At 50.2% G+C, this 21,974-nt stretch carries 23 protein-coding genes and 1 riboswitch; of the genes, 20 read left to right on the forward strand and 3 right to left on the reverse strand.

The genetic code is table 11. The features are described 5' to 3' along the window. The first annotated feature begins 73 nt into the window (after positions 1–73). The 14 genes from gspC to cysQ all read left to right on the forward strand — a co-directional run bounded on the left by gspC (position 74) and on the right by cysQ (position 12,679). Positions 74–988, forward strand: a complete 915-nt coding sequence (gene gspC, locus GCE9029_RS23490) for a type II secretion system protein GspC (protein WP_062667455.1) — start codon at positions 74–76, stop codon at positions 986–988. A gap of 23 nt (positions 989–1,011) precedes the next feature. Beyond that, positions 1,012–3,027 carry a type II secretion system secretin GspD gene (gene gspD, locus GCE9029_RS23495; RefSeq protein ID WP_062667456.1) on the forward strand — a complete coding sequence of 672 codons (2,016 nt, stop codon included), beginning with the start codon at positions 1,012–1,014 and terminating at the stop codon, positions 3,025–3,027. 61 nt (positions 3,028–3,088) lie between these two features. Continuing rightward, positions 3,089–4,561 carry a type II secretion system ATPase GspE gene (gspE, locus tag GCE9029_RS23500; RefSeq protein ID WP_231870193.1) on the forward strand — a complete coding sequence of 491 codons (1,473 nt, stop codon included), beginning with the start codon at positions 3,089–3,091 and terminating at the stop codon, positions 4,559–4,561. Further along, on the forward strand, positions 4,561–5,781 hold the full coding sequence (gene gspF / locus GCE9029_RS23505; protein ID WP_062667458.1) for a type II secretion system inner membrane protein GspF: 1,221 nt from the start codon (positions 4,561–4,563) through the stop codon (positions 5,779–5,781). The genes gspE and gspF overlap by 1 nt, the downstream gene beginning before the upstream one ends. A 44-nt stretch (positions 5,782–5,825) precedes the next feature. Continuing rightward, positions 5,826–6,263, forward strand: a complete 438-nt coding sequence (gene gspG, locus GCE9029_RS23510) for a type II secretion system major pseudopilin GspG (protein WP_062667459.1) — start codon at positions 5,826–5,828, stop codon at positions 6,261–6,263. A 3-nt stretch (positions 6,264–6,266) separates the two neighbouring features. Beyond that, complete coding sequence (gene gspH, locus GCE9029_RS23515) at positions 6,267–6,824, forward strand: type II secretion system minor pseudopilin GspH (protein WP_062667460.1); 558 nt, start codon at positions 6,267–6,269, stop codon at positions 6,822–6,824. Further along, a complete protein-coding gene (gene gspI / locus GCE9029_RS23520; protein ID WP_062667462.1) occupies positions 6,821–7,183 on the forward strand; it encodes a type II secretion system minor pseudopilin GspI in 363 nt (120 codons plus the stop codon). Before gspH ends, gspI begins: the two co-directional genes overlap by 4 nt. Continuing rightward, positions 7,167–7,808 carry a type II secretion system minor pseudopilin GspJ gene (gspJ, locus tag GCE9029_RS23525; RefSeq protein ID WP_062667464.1) on the forward strand — a complete coding sequence of 214 codons (642 nt, stop codon included), beginning with the start codon at positions 7,167–7,169 and terminating at the stop codon, positions 7,806–7,808. Before gspI ends, gspJ begins: the two co-directional genes overlap by 17 nt. After that, positions 7,808–8,818: a type II secretion system minor pseudopilin GspK gene (gspK, locus tag GCE9029_RS23530; protein WP_062667497.1), complete on the forward strand. Its 1,011-nt coding sequence runs from the start codon at positions 7,808–7,810 to the stop codon at positions 8,816–8,818. The genes gspJ and gspK overlap by 1 nt, the downstream gene beginning before the upstream one ends. Beyond that, positions 8,790–9,995, forward strand: coding sequence for a type II secretion system protein GspL (gspL, locus tag GCE9029_RS23535; protein WP_082804426.1), 1,206 nt, complete (start codon positions 8,790–8,792; stop codon positions 9,993–9,995). The genes gspK and gspL overlap by 29 nt, the downstream gene beginning before the upstream one ends. Then, positions 9,992–10,477 (forward strand): type II secretion system protein M, encoded by a 486-nt coding sequence (locus GCE9029_RS23540; protein ID WP_062667466.1) that lies wholly within the window; start codon positions 9,992–9,994, stop codon positions 10,475–10,477. Before gspL ends, GCE9029_RS23540 begins: the two co-directional genes overlap by 4 nt. 1 nt (position 10,478) lies before the next feature. Further along, positions 10,479–11,228 carry a type II secretion system protein N gene (locus GCE9029_RS23545; protein ID WP_062667468.1) on the forward strand — a complete coding sequence of 250 codons (750 nt, stop codon included), beginning with the start codon at positions 10,479–10,481 and terminating at the stop codon, positions 11,226–11,228. A gap of 21 nt (positions 11,229–11,249) precedes the next feature. Then, positions 11,250–11,801: an ADP compounds hydrolase NudE gene (gene nudE, locus GCE9029_RS23550; RefSeq protein ID WP_062667470.1), complete on the forward strand. Its 552-nt coding sequence runs from the start codon at positions 11,250–11,252 to the stop codon at positions 11,799–11,801. A 62-nt stretch (positions 11,802–11,863) separates the two neighbouring features. Beyond that, entirely contained in the window at positions 11,864–12,679 is an 816-nt protein-coding gene (gene cysQ, locus GCE9029_RS23555; RefSeq protein ID WP_062667472.1) for a 3'(2'),5'-bisphosphate nucleotidase CysQ, read from the forward strand. A 74-nt stretch (positions 12,680–12,753) separates the two neighbouring features. Here cysQ and sthA read toward each other — a convergent pair whose 3' ends face one another. After that, positions 12,754–14,169, reverse strand: a complete 1,416-nt coding sequence (gene sthA / locus GCE9029_RS23560; protein ID WP_062667474.1) for a Si-specific NAD(P)(+) transhydrogenase — start codon at positions 14,167–14,169, stop codon at positions 12,754–12,756. 260 nt (positions 14,170–14,429) lie between these two features. Between sthA and fabR the strand changes: the two genes are divergently transcribed. Beyond that, positions 14,430–15,074: an HTH-type transcriptional repressor FabR gene (fabR, locus tag GCE9029_RS23565; protein WP_062667476.1), complete on the forward strand. Its 645-nt coding sequence runs from the start codon at positions 14,430–14,432 to the stop codon at positions 15,072–15,074. Between the two features lie 5 nt (positions 15,075–15,079). Continuing rightward, positions 15,080–15,463, forward strand: coding sequence for a YijD family membrane protein (locus GCE9029_RS23570; protein WP_062667478.1), 384 nt, complete (start codon positions 15,080–15,082; stop codon positions 15,461–15,463). A gap of 55 nt (positions 15,464–15,518) precedes the next feature. Here GCE9029_RS23570 and trmA read toward each other — a convergent pair whose 3' ends face one another. Beyond that, entirely contained in the window at positions 15,519–16,625 is a 1,107-nt protein-coding gene (gene trmA / locus GCE9029_RS23575; RefSeq protein ID WP_062667480.1) for a tRNA (uridine(54)-C5)-methyltransferase TrmA, read from the reverse strand. Positions 16,626–16,774: 149 nt separating this feature from the next. Here trmA and GCE9029_RS23580 point away from each other — a divergent pair, with 149 nt between their 5' ends. The 4 genes from GCE9029_RS23580 (at position 16,775) to murI (ending at position 20,990) form a co-directional block, all read left to right on the forward strand. Then, positions 16,775–17,302 carry a cobalamin adenosyltransferase family protein gene (locus GCE9029_RS23580; protein ID WP_062667482.1) on the forward strand — a complete coding sequence of 176 codons (528 nt, stop codon included), beginning with the start codon at positions 16,775–16,777 and terminating at the stop codon, positions 17,300–17,302. Between the two features lie 53 nt (positions 17,303–17,355). Next, positions 17,356–17,564, forward strand: a riboswitch (cobalamin riboswitch). A 47-nt stretch (positions 17,565–17,611) separates the two neighbouring features. Then, positions 17,612–19,426, forward strand: a complete 1,815-nt coding sequence (gene btuB, locus GCE9029_RS23585; RefSeq protein WP_062667484.1) for a TonB-dependent vitamin B12 receptor — start codon at positions 17,612–17,614, stop codon at positions 19,424–19,426. Between the two features lie 47 nt (positions 19,427–19,473). Further along, the gene (locus tag GCE9029_RS23590; RefSeq protein ID WP_062667486.1) at positions 19,474–20,136 is read left to right on the forward strand and encodes a Dph6-related ATP pyrophosphatase; all 663 of its coding nucleotides are present in this window, start codon (positions 19,474–19,476) and stop codon (positions 20,134–20,136) included. A 65-nt stretch (positions 20,137–20,201) separates the two neighbouring features. Continuing rightward, entirely contained in the window at positions 20,202–20,990 is a 789-nt protein-coding gene (gene murI, locus GCE9029_RS23595) for a glutamate racemase (RefSeq protein WP_082804427.1), read from the forward strand. Here the strand turns inward: murI and GCE9029_RS23600 are convergent. After that, complete coding sequence (locus GCE9029_RS23600) at positions 20,968–21,417, reverse strand: RNA recognition motif domain-containing protein (RefSeq protein WP_062667491.1); 450 nt, start codon at positions 21,415–21,417, stop codon at positions 20,968–20,970. The two genes, murI and GCE9029_RS23600, sit on opposite strands and share 23 nt — an antisense overlap. Positions 21,418–21,974 lie beyond the last annotated feature (557 nt).

Genomic DNA, 21,974 nt, shown 5'->3' on the forward strand with positions numbered 1-21,974 from the left:
AGGTGCCACCAGGTACCAAATGCGGCAATTGACTGAATGGCAATGAAATGCCGATGTTTGTAACAGGAAAAGCATGTCTGCGAATTTTGGGATAAAGCGCTTACCCGTTTGGGCGCAACCGCAACTTGGAAAAGCGTTTCCGGCCACTCTCGCGAAGTGGGTGACGCTTTTACTGGTTCTGATACTGGCTTGGACGCTGGGAAGACTGGTGTGGGTTTGGGTGCCGAACGCCACACCTGAAGCTGTTTCTGATACCCCCGCAGCGGTGGCTAGTGTCAGTGCACAGGGGCCCGCCTACCAACTCGATAAATTGGTTAATCGTCATTTCTTTGGCCGATACAGCACCAAAGCGGCACCTGTTGAGAAGAAACCCGAACCCGTCGTTGATGCTCCACGTACCCGTTTGAACCTGACTTTGGTGGGACTGGTCGCGAGCTCTGAACCTGATCGCGGATTAGCTGTTATTGCCAACCGTGGCTCGCAAAAAACCTACGGCATTGGTGAAGCGATAGAGGGAACGCGGGTTATCCTCAGACAGGTACTCAATGATCGCGTTATCCTCAGAAATAACGGCCGTGACGAAGCTTTGATGCTGGCGGGCGTGGATTACAACAAGTCCAGCTCTGCTCCTGCGCCGACCCGAGCGCAAACCAGGCCGAATATTCCCCAGAACACAGGACAGGCAGATCTGAGCAATGTGAAAGCGGAAATCATGAACAATCCGCAATCGCTGCTGAAATACATCACCCTGTCGCAGGAAAGAAACGAAGAAGGGCTAGTGGGTTACCGCTTGGGCCCTGGCGGAGACAGCCGACTGTTTGAACAGGCGGGTCTTCAGTCCGGGGATATTGCTGTAGGGATTAATGGGGCGGATTTGACCAACCCTGCGGAAATGAACCGTATCTGGCAAAGCTTGTCTGATGCCTCTGAGATCAGCCTTACCGTCCAGCGTGACGGTCAATTGCACGAAATTTATATCGGTCTGTAACTGGACTGGAAACGGAGAACGAAGTGAATACGTGGAAGAAACGTAAAACATCCTGGTTAGTAGCAGGTGTGCTTGCCATGCAAAGCATGGGAGCTTGGGCTGCCGAATTCAGTGCCAGTTTCAAGGGAACAGATATTCAGGAATTTATCGAGATTGTAGGACGCAACCTCGAGAAAACCATCATTGTTGACCCTGCGGTACGCGGCAAAGTAAACGTGCGCAGTTACGACGTGCTGAATGAAGATCAGTACTACCAGTTTTTCCTCAATGTGCTGTCAGTTTATGGCTTTGCAGTGGTTGAAATGGAAAATGGCGTACTGAAAGTAGTGCGTGACAAAGATGCCAAGCAATCGGCGATTCCAGTCGTGGGTGACAATGACAATATTCAGGGCGATGCGGTTGTGACCCGCGTTGTCTCAGTGAAAAACGTCTCTGTACGTGAACTTTCTCCGTTGCTGCGTCAGCTGATTGATAATGCTGGTGCTGGCAACGTGGTTCACTATGACCCAGCCAACGTCATCATGATCACGGGCCGTGCAGCGGTGGTAAACCGTTTGGCAGACATCATTGAGCGCGTTGACCAAGCGGGTAACAAAGAAGTTGAGGTGGTTAACCTCAAGCATGCTTCGGCATCAGAAATGGTGCGTATTGTTGAAAGCCTGAATAAGCAAGGCGACGGCAAGAACACCCCAGCACTATTGCAGCCAAGTTTTGTTGCAGATGAGCGCACCAACTCCGTACTGATCTCCGGTGAGCCGCAGGTACGCGATCGCATCCGCCGTCTTATATCCCAGCTTGACCGTGAAATGGCAACCGTTGGTAACAACCGCGTTATTTATCTGCGTTACGCCAAGGCCGAAGATGTTGTTGATGTGCTTCAGGGCGTATCTGAAAACTTGATTGCTGAGAAACAGGGCGGTCAGAAGGCTGCTGCCAGCGTGGGTGGCGACGTGAAGATATCTTCGCACAAAGGCACAAATTCATTGGTCATTACTGCGCCACCAGACATTATGCGTGCGTTGGAAGGGGTGATTTCACAGCTTGATATTCGCCGTGCCCAAGTTCTGATTGAAGCGATGATCGTCGAAATGTCAGAAAGCGACGGTGCAAATCTCGGTATTCAGTGGGGCTCACTGGACGGTGGTGGTATCCAGTTTGGTAATACCGGCGTACCCATCACTAACTACCTGGCTGCGCAGGAAGAAGCGAAAGACACCACCACCACAGAGTCTCGCTTTGACAACAACAATCTGGTGGAAGTGCCAATCACAGAATCCGGCGACCCTACGGCGATTGCAGAAGTGTTGGGTGGCGTCAGTGGCCTCGCTGCCGGTGTTGTCTTCGGTGACTGGACCGCTTTGGTGACTGCAGTGTCGACTAACAGTGATTCCAATATTCTCTCCTCGCCAAGCCTGATGGTATTGGATAACGAAGAAGCCTCGTTCATTGTGGGTGAAGAGGTGCCGGTTGTGACAGGCTCTGCCACAGGTTCCAACAACGACAATCCATTCCAGACTGTTGAGCGTAAAGATGTCGGTGTGAAACTCAAGATCACCCCGCAAATCAACGAAGGTGATTCCGTACAGCTCAACATCGAACAGGAAATCTCGAACGTGCTGGGCGCAAGCGGCGCCGTCGATATCCGCTTTGGTAAGCGTCAAATCAACACCTCGGTACTGGCTGCTGATCAGCAGATGATTGTACTGAGCGGTCTGATTGACGAACAAACCAACGAGAGTGAGCAGAAGGTACCTTTGCTGGGCGATATCCCGATTCTTGGCCACCTGTTCAAATCAACATCGTCAGGCAAAACCAAGCGTAATCTGATGCTGTTTATTAAGCCGACTATCATCCGCACCGGTCTGACTGCAGATGGCATCACGCAACGCAAATACAACTACATCCGTGCAGAGCAGATTTTCCGTGCGCAGGAAGAAGTGAAACTGATGCCAGGTGTGACAACACCAGTATTGCCGGAGTTTGGCTCTGATTTGACCATGCCTGCGGAAGTACGCGCCATCATGGCTGAGCTGAGGTAAGGCCATGGAAATGCTGTCCCAGGAAACGGAAGCAGAACTGGTTCAGGACCTTGATGTCCCAATGGCAGCCACACGGCTGCCGTTTGGCTTTGCCAAGCGCCATGGCGTCGTGGTGGAGCGAACAGAGAACGGTTTTCTGCTCTACTATCGCGATCAGCCAAAGCCTGCTGTGCTCAATGAAGTGCGTCGGGTTTTGGGTCATGGCTTCACGCCAATTCAACTGCGCTCCGAAGACTTTGAGCCAAAGCTGACCCAGCTTTACCAGCGTGATTCATCAGAAGCTCAACAGCTGATGGAAGACATTGGTGCAGACAGTGACGACTTCTTTGCGCTGGCAGAAGAACTGCCACAAAGTGAGGACTTGCTGGAGTCGGAAGATGATGCGCCGATCATCAAACTTATTAACGCCATGCTCGGTGAGGCGATCAAAGAAACAGCCTCGGATATCCATATTGAAACCTTCGAGAAGAGTCTGTCTATCCGCTTCCGCGTGGATGGTGTGCTGCGTGAGGTATTGAGCCCCAGCCGTAAACTGGCACCACTTTTGGTATCACGTATCAAGGTCATGGCGCGACTCGACATTGCGGAAAAACGCGTGCCTCAGGATGGTCGTATTTCGCTGCGTATTGGTGGCCGTGCTGTTGATGTGCGTGTATCGACGATGCCGTCATCCCACGGCGAGCGCGTTGTACTGCGTCTTCTCGATAAAAACGCAACCCAACTTGATCTGGAAAGCTTGGGCATGACCCCGGCGGTGCATGATAACTTCCAGCATCTTATCAAGCGTCCGCACGGTATCTTGCTGGTGACCGGTCCGACTGGTTCGGGTAAATCGACCACGCTTTATGCTGGCCTGACGGAGCTTAACAGTGCGGAGCGAAACATTCTGACGGTCGAAGACCCTATCGAATTTGATATCGATGGCATCGGCCAGACTCAGGTGAATACCAAGGTTGATATGACCTTCGCCCGAGGCCTTCGCGCTATCTTGCGTCAGGACCCGGACGTGGTGATGGTTGGTGAGATCCGTGACCTTGAAACTGCGCAAATTGCGGTGCAGGCATCGTTGACGGGTCACCTTGTGATGTCGACGCTTCACACCAATACCGCGGTTGGTGCTGTGACCCGTCTTCGTGACATGGGCATTGAGCCTTTCCTTGTGTCGTCTTCACTTCTTGGCGTGCTGGCGCAGCGACTGGTTCGTACCTTATGCCCAGACTGCAAAGAACCTTATGAAGCTGATGCCCAGAGCAAAGCCTGGTTTGAAATGCCGGAAAGCGAATCGCTGACCCTTTACAAAGCCAAAGGCTGTAAGAAGTGCAACCACAAAGGGTACCGCGGTCGTACCGGTATCCACGAACTTCTGGTGGTTGATACTCAAGTGCAAGAGCTTATCCATAACGAAGCGGGTGAGCAGGCGATTGAGCGTTATGTTCGCGAGTCTACCCCAAGCATCCGCGCTGATGGTCTGATGAAAGTGCGTAGGGGTGAGACCACGCTTGAAGAAGTCCTGCGTGTGACCAGGGAGGGCTGATGGCAGCGTTTGAATACAAAGCGTTAAATGCCAAAGGCCGCACCGTTAAAGGCGTTATTGAAGCTGACACAGCCCGTCAGGCGCGTCAGATGCTTCGTGAAAAATCGCTGGTGCCAATGGAAGTGGCTCAGACGCATGAGAAAGAGCAGCAAAAGCAATCCGCTTCTGTTGGCTTTAAGCGCGGCATCAGCACCAATGAGTTGGCGCTGTTGACCCGCCAGCTCGCGACGCTGGTTCAGGCGGGTATGCCACTGGAAGAGTGTATCAAGGCTGTTGCTGAGCAATCAGAAAAGCAGCGTTTGAAGAACATGCTTACCGGTGTACGTGCTCGGGTCGTAGAGGGCTACACCCTTTCCGATAGCCTTGGTGATTATCCCCATGTGTTTGATCAGCTGTTCCGCGCCATGGTTGCTGCCGGTGAGAAATCCGGTCACTTAGGCCCTGTGCTGGAACGTCTTGCTGATTACGTAGAAAATCGCCAGCAGGTAAAAAATAAGCTTATCCAGGCCATGGTGTATCCCATGGTGCTGACTGTCGCGGCTATTGGCATCGTAGCCTTTTTGCTCGCGACCGTTGTGCCGGACATTGTGGGCCAATTCCTACAAACTGGTGCGGAGCTGCCAAACATTACCAAAGTGCTGTTAGCAGCCAGTGATTTCGTCACCAATTGGGGATTGTTGGTTTTGGGTGTCAGCGTTGCGCTGTTTGTGCTTTTCCGGGCGCTGCTTCGAAACGAAAGCCGGCGCCTTGGGTGGGACAGAAGTGTATTAAATATGCCAGTGGTTGGACGGGTTGCCCGGGGGCTAAATACCTCACGCTTTGCCCGCACACTGTCGATTTGTACCTCTAGTGCTATCCCCCTGCTCGATGGCATGAAGGTCGCGGCAGATGTGATGACCAATACCTGGGTAAAGAGCAAAGTACTGGAAGCGTCGGATCGCGTCCGGGAAGGGGCGAGCCTCAGGGTTTCGTTGGAAAAATCGAAACTTTTTCCACCCATGATGCTGCATATGATTGCCAGTGGTGAGCGAAGTGGTGAGCTCGAACAGATGCTGACCCGCGCCGCAGACAATCAGGACCGGGATTTTGAATCCCAGGTCAACATCGCACTGGGTATTTTCGGTCCGGCCCTCATCATAGCGATGGCCGGTATCGTGCTGTTTATTGTCGTGGCAACCTTAATGCCAATTATCCAGCTCAACAATATTGTGGGCGTATAACCCCAACTAGCTGCCAAGCAGCGTTTTTTCAGGAGAGATAGAAAATGCAACGTCGTCAACAGGGCTTCACCCTGCTGGAAATCATGGTTGTTATCGTCATTTTGGGTGTACTGGCAAGTTTGGTGGTTCCAAACCTGTTGGGGAACAAAGACAAAGCCGATCAGCAAAAAGCGGTGACTGATATCAGTGCATTGGAAGGCGCACTGGACATGTACCGTCTGGACAACAGCGTGTACCCAACCACCGATCAGGGTTTGGATGCGCTGGTGAAAAAGCCAAGTTCTTCGCCAGAACCACGTAATTACCGTGAAGATGGTTACATCAAACGTCTGCCACAGGATCCTTGGGGTAACGAGTACCAATACCTGAATCCAGGTGAGCATGGCACTGTGGATATCTTTACCTTGGGTGCAGATGGCCAGGAAGGTGGTGAAGGTGTGAACCAGGATATCGGCAACTGGAACATGCTGGACATCAAGTAATCGATGAGAAGAGGGTGCCCGTCCGGGTTTACATTGCTGGAAATCCTGCTGGTGTTAGTGCTGCTGTCTATCAGCGCCGTGATCGTGGTGCCCAACCTTCCGCAGAACAAAAATGATGATGCCAAGGAAGAAGCTCAGCGCTTCTTTCAGCTCATTCAGCTTTGGACTGAGCAGTCTTTGCTGACAGGCCAAACCTTTGGGCTCAATGTCGACAAAGATGGCTATCAGCTCCTCCGTCTGACCCGTGATGATTGGGTGCCTGCGGAGAAAGAGCGCAACATCACCTCAGTGACATTGCCGGAAGGATTAGAGCTCGATTTGGAAGTCAGTGGCTTTGTGGCGGAAGAAGACCGCTTGTTTGACAGAGAAAGCCTGTTTGATGAAGAGATGTTTGCTGAAGAGGAAAATAAGCCGCCTCAACCGCAAGTCGTGCTCATGGGGAACGGTGAAATCATTCCTTTTACCCTGACTATTGTGGCGGATGACAAGCGCCTGTGGCAGGTCAAAGGCAATGATGTGGCAACATTTGAGGTTAAGAACTTGAATGAGGGTAAAGAGTGAGAAAGCATCGCGGCTTTACCCTGATTGAAGTCCTGGTGGCAATGGCTGTGTTTGCTGTGGCGGCCATGGCGGTGCTCAATGCGACCGGCCAGCATGTAAATTCGCTAGGTGCGCTGGAAGAAAAAACTTTCGCATCCATGGTGGCGGATAACCAATTGGCGTTGTTTGTGTTGGAAGACAAACCGCTTTCATCGGCGAAAAACGGCAAATCAGAAATGGCAGGACGGGAGTGGTTTTGGACGGTCAAACCCATTGCAACCTCTGACAACCTGCTGCGTGCAGTTGATGTCATTGTCTGGCGAGATGAACGTAGACAAAGCTCTCTGGTGACGGTGAGGACCTATGTACCAGCGAACTAAAAAAGACAGGGGCTTTACCCTGATTGAAGTGCTGTTGGCCTTGATGATTTTTGCCACCCTGAGTGTGGCGGCAAACCAGATTTTCCGTAATGTTATCAATAGCAATATACAGACAGAAGAAGTGGGCAATGCGCTGAAAAGCCTGCAACGAACACTTCTCATCATGGACAGTGATTTTCGCCAGATGCTGGCACGTCAGTACCGAAATGGTGGTGACGAAGCGAAAGAAACCTTGCTGGAATTCGGTGATGATTTTTTAGACTCCGAATCTCAGGGAATCCGCTTTGTCCGTGGTGGCTGGATTAACCCCCAACAGCTTTTTCCCAGAGGGGAAGTGGTGAAAGTGGGTTACCGCATTCAGGATGAGACTCTAGAGCGCATCCGCTGGATGTACCCAGACGACAGCTCAGCAGCCGAGCCTGCATCGATGCCCCTGATGGAAGGGGTCACAGGTATCCGCTTTGAAGTGCAAGGCAGTGATGGTTGGAAAAAAGATTGGGACACACCGCTTGAAATGCCAAAAGCGATTCGGGTGGTGATGGAAACAGAACGTTATGGTGAACTGACCCGTGTGTATTTGCTGCCGGGACAGACCATCGCACCACCTGTGGTGAACACGCCATGATGCGTCGTCAATCTCAGCACGGTGTAGCGCTTCTGGTGGTGCTGCTCATCATGGCATTGATGACGACGGTTGCGGTCAGCATGTCAGGTCGCATGTTTGTGAACTTTAACCGTGCGGAAAGTCAGGTGCGTTACCAGCAGGCTTACTGGTTCGCACAGTCGGTCGAATCACTGGCACGCTTCGGTATTGAAGAAAGCTTCGACAGCGAAGACACAGTGACATTGAGCCAACCCTGGGCAGTGCGCGATCAGGTTTATCCGCTTGAAGGCGGACAGGCGACAGGTAACGTTTTCGACCAACAGGCGTGTTTTAACGTTAATGGACTCCGCAGTGTTAAACCGACGGAAAACGGCACCAATCCGAAACTGGTGGTGTCTTTTCAGCAATTGATTGAATCGCAGGGCATCGATAGCTTCGAAGCAGAAACGGCAGCTGCAGCAACCTGGGAGTTTATCGACACCGACACCAATGTGCAGTCGCCTCTTGGTGTGGAAGACAGTGAATATGAAGCTCGACCGCAGCCGCATGTGGCGCCTAACAGTTTTATTGCGGACATTTCCGAGTGGCGTGCGATCAATGGCGTGACACAGGAAATATTCGATAAAGTCAGTCCTCTGCTTTGTGCCGTTCCCAACGACAAACTGGTGGTGAACGTCAACACGCTGACTGAGGAAGATGCTCCTATCTTGAGCGCTATCTTCCACCCGAACCTTTCTGAGGATCAGGCAAAAGAGTTGATCAACGGAAGAAATGCAGTTGATGGTTGGCCAGATGTGGCCAGCTTTTTGGCCGAGCCAGTACTGGCGGGTATTGAACAAGAAGAAAGGGAGCGATTGCAGCCATATCTGGATGTGCGCAGCCGCTACTTTGAATTAGACACAGAAATTACCCTCGACAGCATAACGCTACGACTGCGTTCTTTGCTGCAGAGGGATGATAACGGCGCGGTAACTGTTATCCGTCGTCGCTTTGGAGGAATGAGTGAGCGAGATCCTGACAATCAGGCTTAACAGTGATCCGCAGGAGCCGATCCCTTGGCTGGTCTGGTCACCAGCACAGCAGGAAGTGATTGCTTCCGGCGAAGCCGAAAGCTTGTCACAGCTGACAGATTATGCGGCTGACCGGGACGTAGTTGCATTGGCTGACAGTGCAGCAATGACGCTGACCACGGCGATGATCCCTGCGGGTAGCGAGCGCCAGCTCGACACGGTTTTACCTTTCCTTTTAGAAGATGATTTGGCACAGGATGTCGATCAGGTTCATATCACTTTACTAGGTAAAAGCGGTGAAATTGCCAATGTGGCAGTGATTGAGCATAAGTTGCTGGAACGTTGGCTGGACGATTTGGCCGATGTTGGCCTACATGTTCGCAAACTGGTGCCGGATTGTTTGTGCCTGCCTCTGCATGATGACGGCTACAGTGCGGCAAAGCTCAATCATCGCTGGCTGCTACGCACCGATGAACTTGAGGGCAGTTCAGCGGAAGAAGGTTGGTTGCCTGTTTGGTTGCAAAGCCTGAATAGTGCACAGGACGAAGACGGTATTAAAACGGTTTATAGCTATTCGAATATACCTGAAGACATGGGTGATAATTGGAAAGCTGAACCTTGCGAACTGGTGATGTTGTTGCTGGCGCAGCAGGCGATGCAAAGCCGTCACAACCTTCTGGCAGGGCGTTACAAACCGCAAAACCAAATCTACAAGCACCTTAAACCTTGGCGTGGTGCCGCGATTGCCGCTGCGGTATTGCTAGCAGTGTTGGGGGGCGAAAAGGTCGCAGATATCTACCAGATGGAAGCGCAAGCCGCACAATATCGCGAACAAAGTGAAGCCAAAGTACGTAAGCTTTTGCCGCAAAACCAGCGTATTCCGACCACAAGTTACATGCGTCGTATCATCGAAGGGGAATTGAGCAGACTCTCCGGTGGTGGCAATCAATCGGGTGTGATGGTGTGGATGTCAGAACTAGGCCCGCTTTTAGAATCAGCGCCAGGTATCCAGCTTGATGCACTGAGATTCGATCAGGATCGGGGTGAGCTTCGCCTGAATGCGCGTGGCAAAGACTTTGGGGATTTCGAGAAGTTGCGTGAAGCTTTGTCGACCAAATACAACACAGAGCTCGGGCAGTTAAGCCGTGACCAGCAAACCGTGACCGGCGCTTTTGTGTTGCGTAAGGAGCCATCATGAAAGCATTGATAGCTTATTGGAAAGGACTGTCTCGTCGCGAACAGCGCTTGCTGAGTGTGGCAACTGCGGTATTGGTTTTGGGCGCCCTTTACTGGGGTGTCGTGAGTCCGCTTCAGGTTCGCGCCGAGCAGGCACAACAACGTTTAGTTAGTGAACGTAATCTGTTGACTTGGGTGAATGGCAAAGCAGCCGAAATCCAAGCATTGCGTCGTGTGGCTGGAAACAGCGGTCAGGTGAGCGCCCTACCACTTAACCAATCCGTGACGACAACGGTGAAGCGCTACAACTTGGAAATCGTTCGCTTACAGCCACAACGTGAAGAAATTCAGGTATGGCTGAAACCTATGCCTTTCAATTCACTCATCAGCTGGCTTGATTTCCTTTCCACCAATCATGGTGTGGAAGTGAAATTTATTGATGTTGGCAAAACCGACACTCAAGGTGTCGTTGAAGTAAAACGACTGCAGTTGGGAAGAGGGTAAGATGAAACGAGTGATCCTTTGGAGCTTTCTTTTCCTTGTGGTCCTGGTAGGTAGTGCAATTGTTCATATTCCTGCCAACCTGGTCGTACGCCAGCTTCCACCGGTTCAGGGGCTGGAGCTCAGTGGTGTTTCCGGCACATTATGGAATGGCTCTGCCGCGAAGTTTTCCTGGCAAGGTCAACCGATGGGCACACTGAAGTGGCAGTTCAATCCACTGAAACTCTTCACCGGTAAGGCGGATGTCGATCTGCGTCTTTCGGGGACGCCGGGGCTATCTGCCCGTGGAAACGTGGGCTACAGCTTAGGTGGTATTTACGCCAATAACCTGCTTTTATCCGCATCAGCCAATATCGTGCAGTCGTTTATTCCATATCCATTGCCTGTTAGTCTGTCGGGACAGTTTGATTTAACCGTACGGGATTACCTGTTTGCCCAGCAGCCTTTCTGCGAAGTGCTCGCGGGCAACCTAGCCTGGTCCCAGGGCAATGTCGCTTCACCCATCGGTACGATTGAGCCGGGATTGGTGGTAGCGCAGCTGTCTTGTAATGAAGGTCAGCTAGTGCTGGATGGTGACAGTGCGTCTGACGCGATTGAAACCGAATTCAATATCTCGTTGTCACCGGATCAACGCTACAGCCTGAATGGCTGGTTTGCCCCGGGCGACGATTTTCCGGAAGGCATGCGTGGCCAACTTGGCTTTTTGGGCAATCCGGACAGTGAAGGCCGTTATCGCCTCAGTTTCAGCGGTTAACGCCTTTTCGGGAGAGTAAGCATGAAAAAGCACATTCCACCTGAAATTCTGGACGCCAAGGTTGTTGCCAAGTCGCGCCTGTTCCAGATTGAAGCTCTGGATTTAAGGTTCAGTAACGGTGAAGAGCGCATTTATGAGCGTATGAAGCCAAGCGGTCGCAATGCTGTGATGGTGGTGCCGGTAACAGAAAACGGCGATTTACTGCTGGTTCGCGAATACGCTGCCGGAACTGAACGTTATGAACTAGGCTTTCCAAAGGGGCTGATTGATCCTGGTGAGACCGCCTTAGAAGCGGCAAACCGAGAACTTAAAGAAGAAATTGGTTTCGGTGCCCATCAATTGTTCCCGCTGAAAGAAGTGGTGCTCGCACCGTCTTACTTTTCCAGCAAAATGACCCTGCTGCTGGCGCAGGACCTGTATCCAGAGAAGCTCGAGGGCGATGAACCTGAGCCGTTGGAATTGGTCCGTTGGCCCGTCGCACAGGCAGAAGAATTGTTATCTCACGTCGATTTTGGGGAAGCGCGCAGTATTACCGCATTACTGTTGGCCTTGAGAGAGCTTTCCGGCCGTTGATCACTTCGTGACCAAAGACCATTGGACAAAGTCGTAGTGTGAGAGCCCAAGAGGAGTGTTACATGGAGCTGTCACAACTGCTTCAACCCGTGATAGAGATTGCCCGGGCTTCCGGTCAGGTGATCCTGGATATCTATCAGCGTGGTGAATTTGAAAAGAACATCAAAAGCGATGACACACCGGTGACCAGTGCCGATCTCGCGGCGCACAAGTTGGTTACTGAGCGCCTGAGTGCGCTAACCCCTGATATTCCTGTGTTGTCAGAAGAAGACGCGTCGATTCCCTTTGCTGAACGAGGTAATTGGGAGCGCTACTGGCTGGTGGATCCACTGGATGGCACCCAGGAATTCATTGCTGGAAGTGGTGACTTCGCCACCATTATCGCGCTGGTGGAAAACAACCAGCCGGTGATGGGCGTGGTGTATGGTCCAGTGTCAGGCGTCTCATACTATGCAGCCAAGGGTCTTGGTGCTTGGAAGGTGATGCCTGATGGTGAAAAACACCGTCTGTCTATCCTCAAGCATGAAGACGAATTGGCTTCCCTGTCGATTGCGATCAGTCGCCGCCAGGACATCAAAGCGATCACTGACCGCCTTGAACCAAGCCGCAACTATGACTTGGTACCTTTAGGCTCTGCAGCGCTCAAGTCTTGCTTAGTCGCAGAAGGGGCGGTGGATTGTTATCTTCGCCTTGGCCCAACCGGCGAATGGGACACGGCGGCAACCCAATGCATCGTGGAGGAAGCGGGCGGACGTATTCTGGATATGACGCTTTCACCGCTGTCCTACAACGAGCGGGATTCACTGGAAAACCCGAATTTCATTGTACTGGGTGATACCGAACTGCCTTGGCGACAGATTGTGAGGTTGGAAGGTTAACACAACCAGTTTTCGCCATCGTCCAGAGACAAAAAACGGAGCAGAAGCTCCGTTTTTTATTGCCTGTTAGCAAATCAGAACAGACGGTTAAGGCCGTTCAATGCGGCTACGCGGTAGGCTTCTGCCATGGTCGGGTAGTTGAAGGTGGTATTGATAAAGTAATCCAATGTATTCCCTTCCCCTTTTTGCTCAAAGATCGCCTGGCCGATGTGGATGATCTCCGCCGCACGCTCACCAAAACAGTGGATCCCCAAGATCTCTTTGGTTTCGCGGTGGAACAGGATTTTCAGGCTTCCCACATCCATGCCCGCAATCTGTGCACGTGCCAAATGTTTGAACTGCGCGCGGCCCACTTCATAAGGTACTTTTGCCGCGGTCAGCTCCTGCTCGGTTTTACCCACTGAGCTGATTTCCGGAATAGTGTAAATTCCGGTTGGGATATGATCGATAAGACGACCTTGGGCCTGACCTTCTACCATTGCCTGAGCAACGATTCGACCCTGATCGTAAGCTGCACTCGCAAGGCTTGGATAACCAATTACATCACCAACAGCATAAACGTGCTCTACTTCGGTGCCGTAATTATCGTTTACTTTCAGCTGGCCACGTGAATCTGCCTTCAAACCGACGGCTTTCAGGTTCAGCGCATCAGTATTACCGGTACGGCCATTGGCAAACAAAATACAGTCAGCTTTCATCTTCTTGCCGGACTGAAGGTGAAGGATAACGCCGTCTTTGGTGCCTTCGATTTTCTCGTAGGTCTCATCATTACGTATCAGAACGCCGCTGTTCCAGAAGTGGTAGGAAAGCGAGTCTGACATTTCGTTATCAAGAAACGAAAGCAGACGGTCACGGGTATTGATCAAATCCACTTTGATACCGAGACCTCGGAAGATAGACGCATATTCGCTGCCGATAACACCTGCTCCGTAAATGATGACGTGGCGAGGATCGTGCTGCAACGAGAGGATAGAGTCACTGTCATAGATACGTGGATGCTTGAAGTCGACATCTTTCGGGCGGTATGGGCGTGAACCGGTTGCGATCACGAATTTGTCAGCTGTGTATTTATCGACACTGCCATCCGCGGCTTTCACTTCGATTTCGTGCGTGCCGCTGAATTTGGCACTGCCGTGAATGATGCTGCAGAGGTTCCTGTCATAAAAGCCCTGACGCATGCGGGTCTGTTTGCCAATAACTGATTGGGCATGGCCAAGAATGGCGGAAAAGGTACTGTGTACCTGCTTGTTGTCGCCAGTATAAATCGGGCTCTGGTTGAACTCGATAATACGGCTGACGGTGTGTCTCAACGCTTTGGATGGAATGGTGCCCCAGTGGGTACACCCGCCGCCAACGGTACCTTCTTTTTCAATCACCGCGACGCGTAAACCCGCCTTGGTGAGGCCCATTGCAGCACCTTCGCCGCCGGGCCCACTACCTATTACGATGACATCAAAATGGTTAGACGATGTAGGGGTCGCTTTGCTCATGTCCGTATGGCCTTTTGTTTTCATTATGTTAAGGATTGCTGGCTAAGTGTAGCGCTCACAAGGCTTGGCGAGAATCAACTCACTTCTATTCAGCGTAGGTGATCACGCTACTTAACGTAAAAACAGGCCGTTTATGATGTTAATTGCACGAAACACAGGTGATCTGATATCGCTTTTCGGAAAGTGGAGTATAAGCACTGAACTCGCTATAAAAACCGAGTATAGTTTGCGGTTAGATTTCATGAGGTAAAACACTGACGATGGGAATTAGAGCTCAACAGAAAGAAAAAACCCGGCGAACGCTAATTGATGCGGCTTTCAGCCAACTCAGCGCAGACCGAAGCTTTTCCAGTCTCAGCTTACGCGAAGTGGCACGTGAAGCCGGTATTGCACCGACGTCGTTTTATCGTCACTTCAAAGATATGGACGAACTTGGCCTGACCATGGTGGATGAGGGAGGCTTGTTGTTGCGTCAATTGATGCGACAAGCTCGCCAACGTATCGCCACCGAGGGTAGCGTTGTCAGAACGTCAGTCGAAACCTTTATGGAATTTATCGAAAGCAGCCCCAACGTATTCAGGCTGCTATTGCGTGAACGTTCCGGTACCTCTACGGCTTTTCGTGCAGCAGTAGCACGTGAAATTCAACACTTTATCGCTGAGCTAACGGAATATTTCCAGGCGACAGCCGGATCGACCCGAGATGAAGCCTATAATCAGGCAGAGGCATGTGTGACTTTGGTATTCAGCTCCGGTGCAGAGGCACTGGATTTGGACAAACGCGCACGTGCTGAACTCGCGGAACGTCTGGTGACCCAGCTGCGCATTATCGCGAAAGGCGCATATTGGTACCGCAAAGAACGCGAACGCAATGCTCTCAAGGATAAGTTGTCTTCAGGCAGGTAAGTAATATGGAACAGAATCACCAATCAGAGCGTAAATTTCTCCTTCTCGCAGTGATCGCAGGTCTATGTGGTAGCGCATCACTGGCAACGCTTTTCATCGACAGCGTTGCATTCTCCGTTTTCCCCATCATCGCCTTCATTCTGGCGGTGTACTGCTTCTATCAGCAGCATGTCACTCAACCGCTGACCGACGGCACACCGCTCATCGCGTTTGCCTGTTTCCTGGTGGGCGCGTTTGGTTACTCGGCGTTTGTACGCATGCAGGTACCAGAACTGGGTGGTAACTTTTTCTCCATCATCGTGACCATGCTATTGGCATTCTGGGTGGCGTTCAAGATGCGCTGGCTGAGTGTCGGCAGCAAGAAAGAAGAAACACCTGTCGAAGAGTAGTACTGGTAACAAAAACAAAAAAAGGCGCCTTAGGCGCCTTTTCTTTTCTCAGCGTTTACTTACGCTCGAGTAGCACACCTGCTTCCATGTGGTGGGTGTAAGGGAACTGGTCAAACAGCGCAAAACGTGTGATGCGGTGTGTTTCTGACAGAATATCCAAGTTCTCTTTCAGTGTCTCCGGATTACAGGAGATATACAGAATGCGGTCATATGCCTGCACCATGCGGCATGTACCTTCGTCCATACCAGAACGTGGTGGATCGACAAAGATAGTGTTGCAATTGTAGCTTTTCAGATCCACGCGAGCTTGCTGTAAGCGGCGGAACTCGCGTTTACCTTCCATCGCTTCCGTGAATTCTTCTGCAGACATACGGATGATTTGGACATTGTCGATTTTGTTCGCAGCAATGTTCCACTGCGCAGACTCAACAGAAGGCTTAGCCAGTTCTGTTGCCAAAACGCGATCGAAGTTGTCCGCCAGTGCCAACGAAAAATTACCGTTACCGCAATAGAGTTCGAGCAGATCACCTGTGCTGTCCTGAGTACAATCCACTGCCCACTCAAGCATCTTCTCTGCCACTTTCCCATTTGGCTGGGTGAAGCTGTTTTCAATTTGCTGGTAGGTCAGGGTGCGATCATTAACGCTCAGCTTTTCTACCACGTAATCGCGGTCAATCACGATTTTTTGCTTACGCGCGCGGCCAATCAGGTTCAGGTTGAAGCCTTCATCGTTCAGACGTTGCTTCAGCATGTGTGCATTCGCCTCCCACTCTTCGTCAAGCTGACGGTGGTAAAGCATCGAAACCAGCACTTCACCGCTCAGGGTCGACAGGAAGTCCACCTGGAACAGTTTGCGACGCAGGCTTTCAATCGGACGGATAGCATCAACCAGCAGTGGCATCAGATCGTTGATAATGCGGCTTGCCTGCGGGAACTGGTCCACACGGTACTTCTGCTTTGTCTCCTGATTGAACATGATGTAATAGAGGTCATCCCCTTCATGCCAGACACGGAATTCCGCACGCATGCGGTAGTGTTTGTCTGGAGATGGAAACACTTCCAGCTCAGGAGCATTGAACTCGGCAAACGCGCCTTGCATACGCGCGATTTTCTCGTCCAACTGCGCCTGATATTGGGTGGTGTCAATCAGGGTATTGCTCATATTACCTAACCTGCATAACTAAAAATGAGCGCAAATTGTAAGTAGCGGAACCATATTGTCCAGCCTTTTCGCTGACTTTTTCGCCAGTAGAAGCGTAAACCTACGCCTTGGGATAATATTGGCACACTTTAATCAGACCGAGCCTTGTCATGAGCTTTCGAAAACCAAAAAATCGCAAAGAGATTTGTTATCCGTTTATCTATGAATCGGCGTTGACCTGCGACTATGAAATCCACACTGACGAGCTTTGCAGTCTGGTGGGAATGGCACTGGCAACCTTGCCGGAAGGTTTTGATGATGTGCGGGAGGATCTGGAGACTCTTCATCCGAAAATTTATCACCTCAATGGTTCAGTGCGTGGGAAGACAGCCATCTTTGAAGAAGACTTGGAGTGGCTGCATGCCAGATATGATTACTACAACGAACTGAGCCGTGGCCGTATTAACCGCTTTGTGCTACCAAGAGGTCCGGTTGGTGTAATGGCGCTGCATCAGTGCCGCACGGGCTCAAAGAAAACCGTACGCTTACTTCACCGCTTAGATGAATCAGGCGTAACCTTTGAGCCAGAGCTGCCACGCTTTGCTAACCTCCTCGCTAACTTCTTCTTTGTACTGACGGTGTACATCAAGATGAAGTTAGATGTGGAAGAAGTGGAGTTTGTCAGCCTCAGTTACTGAATGCGCTGCCAAGCACAATTCACCCATTTCCCAGACGAATGAGATTAAGTTCTCAATATCTATGTATCAATAGCGCGCTGATTTCTCTATAATCTGCGCGCTTTCACTCCAGCTGGGAATCCGGTGAAACTCCGGAACTGGCGCGCAGCGGTAAAGAGAAACGAAAGTGACATGGCGAAGGCCAGACACTGCATTTAAATGTGGGAAGTCGTCACTGTAGGCTGTCTCTAAGTCCGAATATCAGCTGGGTCACAATATGGTTTCAGGATCTCCTGACATCATTGGATACACGCGATATTTGGATCTGATATGTCTAAAAAGCTACTTGCAGCAGGTATGCTGCCATGGGCTGCGTTTGCGCACGCCCCTCTTTCTTTCGCTCAAGATACCGCTGCCACCGAGACTATTGTGGTGACGGCCAACCGTTTAGCACAGAGCACGCAATCCCTCGCTGCGCAAGTTGAAGTGGTTACCCGCGATGATATTGACCGGATACAGGCGAAAACCCTGATTGATGTCTTTCGCCGCATGACCGGCATCCAAGTATCACAAAATGGCGGCCGTGGCCAACAAGCCTCTCTTTTCGTTCGTGGTGCGAACTCGGATCAAGTGCTGGTTCTGGTGGATGGAATCCGTTTTGCACGTGCGGCGAAAGGCAATGTTGACTTCAGCCAGTTGCCGCTCACGTTTGTTGAACGTATTGAATATGTTCGTGGTGCACGTGCGTCTTTGTATGGTTCAGAAGCGATTGGCGGTGTTATCAACATCATCACTCGTGCAAACAATAACTCCGACCAATCAACAAGGCTGACGGTGGGTTTGGGCAGTTTGGATTATCGTGAAGCGTCTGTTTCTTCAGGTTTAGAGATTGCCGATAACGGTCAGCTTAATTTTGCTTTGGGTTTTGATGGCGACGATGGTTACAACGTTCGTCCAAATGAATTCAATGCAGGTGATAAGCACGGCTATGAGTCGAAAAATGGCCTTGTGGGATACAGCCATCAGTTTTCCAAACAGTGGGAAGCGTTTGGCAGTGTAAGGGCCTATGACAATGTTTCGCAGTACGATGGGTCATTCAGCTCCCGTTCTTACAACGAATCTACGGTGGAAAACCTGTCATTGGCAGGTGGCGTAAATTACACAGCTGATCCTCTGTCATCTCAGTTCCAGTTTAGTTGGCAAGATCAGTCAGATTGGAACTATGAACAGGCGAAAGGCAAAGGCTCAGTTCAATCTGAAGATCTGCAGCAGTTAAACTTCCAGTGGAACACCCAATATACCCTGAATGATGTGGTGACGTTGGCTGGTGGCGTGGATTGGCGTGATGAAGCATTAATTGTTAATGCCTCAAACAGCAAACATGACCGCACGAACCTGGCTTTTTACGGCGTAGGCTTGTTTGAAGCAGACAAAGTATTCGGTGAAGTGAGCGCGCGCCTAGATGACAACGAACAGTTTGGCAGAGAAGGTACCTATAACCTTGGTGCAGGCTATCATTTGACCGACAAGTTGACGGCAAAGCTGTCTTACGGCACGGCATTTAAAGCTCCAAACTTGTTCCAGCTCTACAGCTCCTACGGCAACAAGAACCTGAAACCAGAATCAGCAGAGTCTCTTGAGCTGACGTTATCAGGCCAGATAAAGGATTTGTACTGGTCTATTACGGGCTATAACACCAAGATTGATGATTTGATTGATTACGACTTTGCGACAAACTCGTACCTCAACATTGATGGTGAAAGCACCCTGCGTGGTGTGGAGATCACGTCAGAGTTCGATACTGGCTTTGTCAGCCATCAAATCAGCGCTGATTTCAAAGACCCTGAAGACAAGGACGGCAATACGCTAGTGCGTCGTGCGAAGCAGCAATACAAATACAACGGTATTGTTTCTTTCGAGCAGTTTGATGTGTCTTTGGGCTATCAATATGTCGGTAAGCGCAAAGACTTCAGCAAGGAGTTAAGCGCATACAGCCTGTTCGATTTCTCGGTCAACTACTTTGCAAATGAGCATCTGACGTTGAATGCCCGCATTGATAATTTGACAGATGAAGAGTACGAAACTGCCGCTGGGTATCCATCACCTGAACGTGCTTATTATTTAAGTGCAGACTACCGCTTCTAAACTCAACTAAGCCGCCTAAGGGCGGCTTTTTACTTTCAGGCACACTTATGAAAAAACGCGTTATTGTCAGTTGGTCATCCGGTAAGGACTCAACCCTGACATTGTGTCGACTGCTGGAAGACGACAGATATCAAGTTGTCGGGCTTTATACCACCTATGTGGCGGGAGCGGTTCCATTCCAGGCAACGCCAATTGATGTTGTTAAAGCGCAGGCGGAAAGCATTGGATTACCCCTGGTGCTTATTGAACTCAATGAAGTCTTTCCTCCTAATGGTGTTTATCAGAAGATGGTTGTCGAAGGTATACGCGGCAGCGGGCTAAATGTGGATGCCGTAGCGTTTGGCGATATGTTCTGCAATGGCATCGAAGAATACCGCAGAAGCTATATTGAACCTCAGGGCTGGGAGTGTGTTTTTCCATTGCTCGGTGAGGGAAGTGAGGTGCTTGCAAACGAAATCATTGCTTCAGGCATTAAGACGACACTGTCAACTGTTGATACTTCTCAGTTGGACGGAAAGTACCTCGGAAGAGATTACAACTCAGCATTGATTGCTGACTTACCTTTAGGTTGTGACCCTTGCGGTGAAGACGGAGAATTCCACACTATTGTCACGGACGCACCTTGCTTTCAATACCCACTCGATATCGAGATCACTGGCTTTCAGCGAGAGGGGAGATTCCATCACCTCAGCTATCGTCTCGTTAGTTGAAAGATTCAAATTGGATGGCGCACAAAGTATGATTGCGTCGCAATTAGATAACGAAGGGTTATAGCGTGAAGAGTGTGCTGATTTTTGATTCTGGTGTGGGTGGGCTTTCTGTTTATAAGGAAGTGGCTCAGGTATTGCCGGAACAGCATGTTGTATATGCCTTTGATAACGAAGCCTTTCCTTATGGAGAGCTGGTGGACGATGTGCTTGTCCAACGTGTGTGCGGCATGGTGTCAGCTATCTGTAATGAGCACGATATTACACTCGTGATTATCGCCTGCAACACAGCCAGTACTCTGGTGCTTCCGCATCTCCGCTCATTACTGAGTATTCCGGTTGTTGGTGTTGTCCCCGCTATTAAACCAGCCGCTACGCTAAGCAAATCCAAATGTATTGGCCTTTTGGCGACGCCGGCAACAGTAAGACGGTCCTATACACACCAACTGGTTAAAGAATTTGCGCCCGATTGCCAAGTAGAAATGGTTGGCTCAACAGAGCTAGTACAAATGGGAGAGGGGAAATTACGTGGTACGCCAGTCGATAAACAATTATTAAAACAAGTGCTGTCACCGTTTATTAATAAAACAGACTGCATTGTATTGGGTTGTACGCACTTTCCATTACTCAAAGAAGAAATTGAAGACATTCTGGGCGAGCAGTGTCTGGTAATTGATTCAGGAAGCGCAATAGCAAATCGTGTAGTGACATTATTAAAAGAGGGAGATCAAAAGACCTCCCTCAGTAAAGCTAAACATTTAGTTTTTAGCAGCGCTCCAGTTAAAGAAGAGGAAGCGCTAAATCAAGAGCTGGAAAAGTTGGGATTTGCAACTATTAACCGCGCTCCGATTTTCTAGGATCATTCGCCTCTCTAACTTTTAGCGTCCTTTCTCCATATTCACTGTTGTTTAATGCCTCTATTGCTTCAGGGGCATCTCCCGCTGCAATCACGACAAATCCAAAACCACGTCGCTTCCCAGTACGTTTATCTTTCATTAAACGCACGGCAAATACTTCACCATGTTTAGAGAACAATTCCTTTACGTCGTTCTCGTTAGCGCGGTAAGGAAGGTTACCTACATAGATGGTTTTGCTGGTGGAAGGAGTAGAGTCTGAAATATCGCCTGAAGATTTAGTAGAAAAAAGAGAAATGGCAATACCTGTTGTAATAGCACCAAGAGCGAATGCATAACCAGTACTGGCAATTAAAGTAGAGTTGTTTAAAAGCAATGCACCAAGCAATGCGATGGCTGCAGTAATAAGCAAGCTGATAGATGTTTTCATAATCGTCTAAAGTAAACGTCGGTTAGAAGAAATAGCATGAAGAATCGAAATCAATGCTGACTAAAATAAATACAATTGTCGGGTTGATATTACGGATATTGAGTTCTTATTGCTAGTAAGTGAATGTGACGGCTATCTAATGTTGCAATTTGTTGTGTTTTTCAAAGTTTAGGTTGAATTGTGTTCGATCGGAAAAAAAACCAATAAATTCCCTTGCCAATGTGATCCTAGTCTCTATAATGCCGCTTCACCGACACGGAGAGCGGCTTCCACTGCGGAAACGCCCCCTCAAATCGGTACGGCGAAGGCCTCAAAAATTGAGTTGAAATAAACGCTTGACGCGCTGTTTCGAATCAGTAAAATGGCCGCCCGCTTCAAAGGGAAATTCACCCCGAGAGGCAAGTCAATAAGGTGTTTTGAGGGTTGCAAGAGCAACGCTGAAAAATCTCAAAATTTCTTCTTGACTTCATCGCCCGGCAGCGTAAAATTCGCAGCCCTGACGGTGAGAAGCGACGCTTCTTCAAGTCAACGTTCTTTAACAATTTGACCTATGCAAT

It is taken from the genome of Grimontia celer (assembly GCF_900055185.1).
Lineage (GTDB): Bacteria > Pseudomonadota > Gammaproteobacteria > Enterobacterales > Vibrionaceae > Enterovibrio > Enterovibrio celer.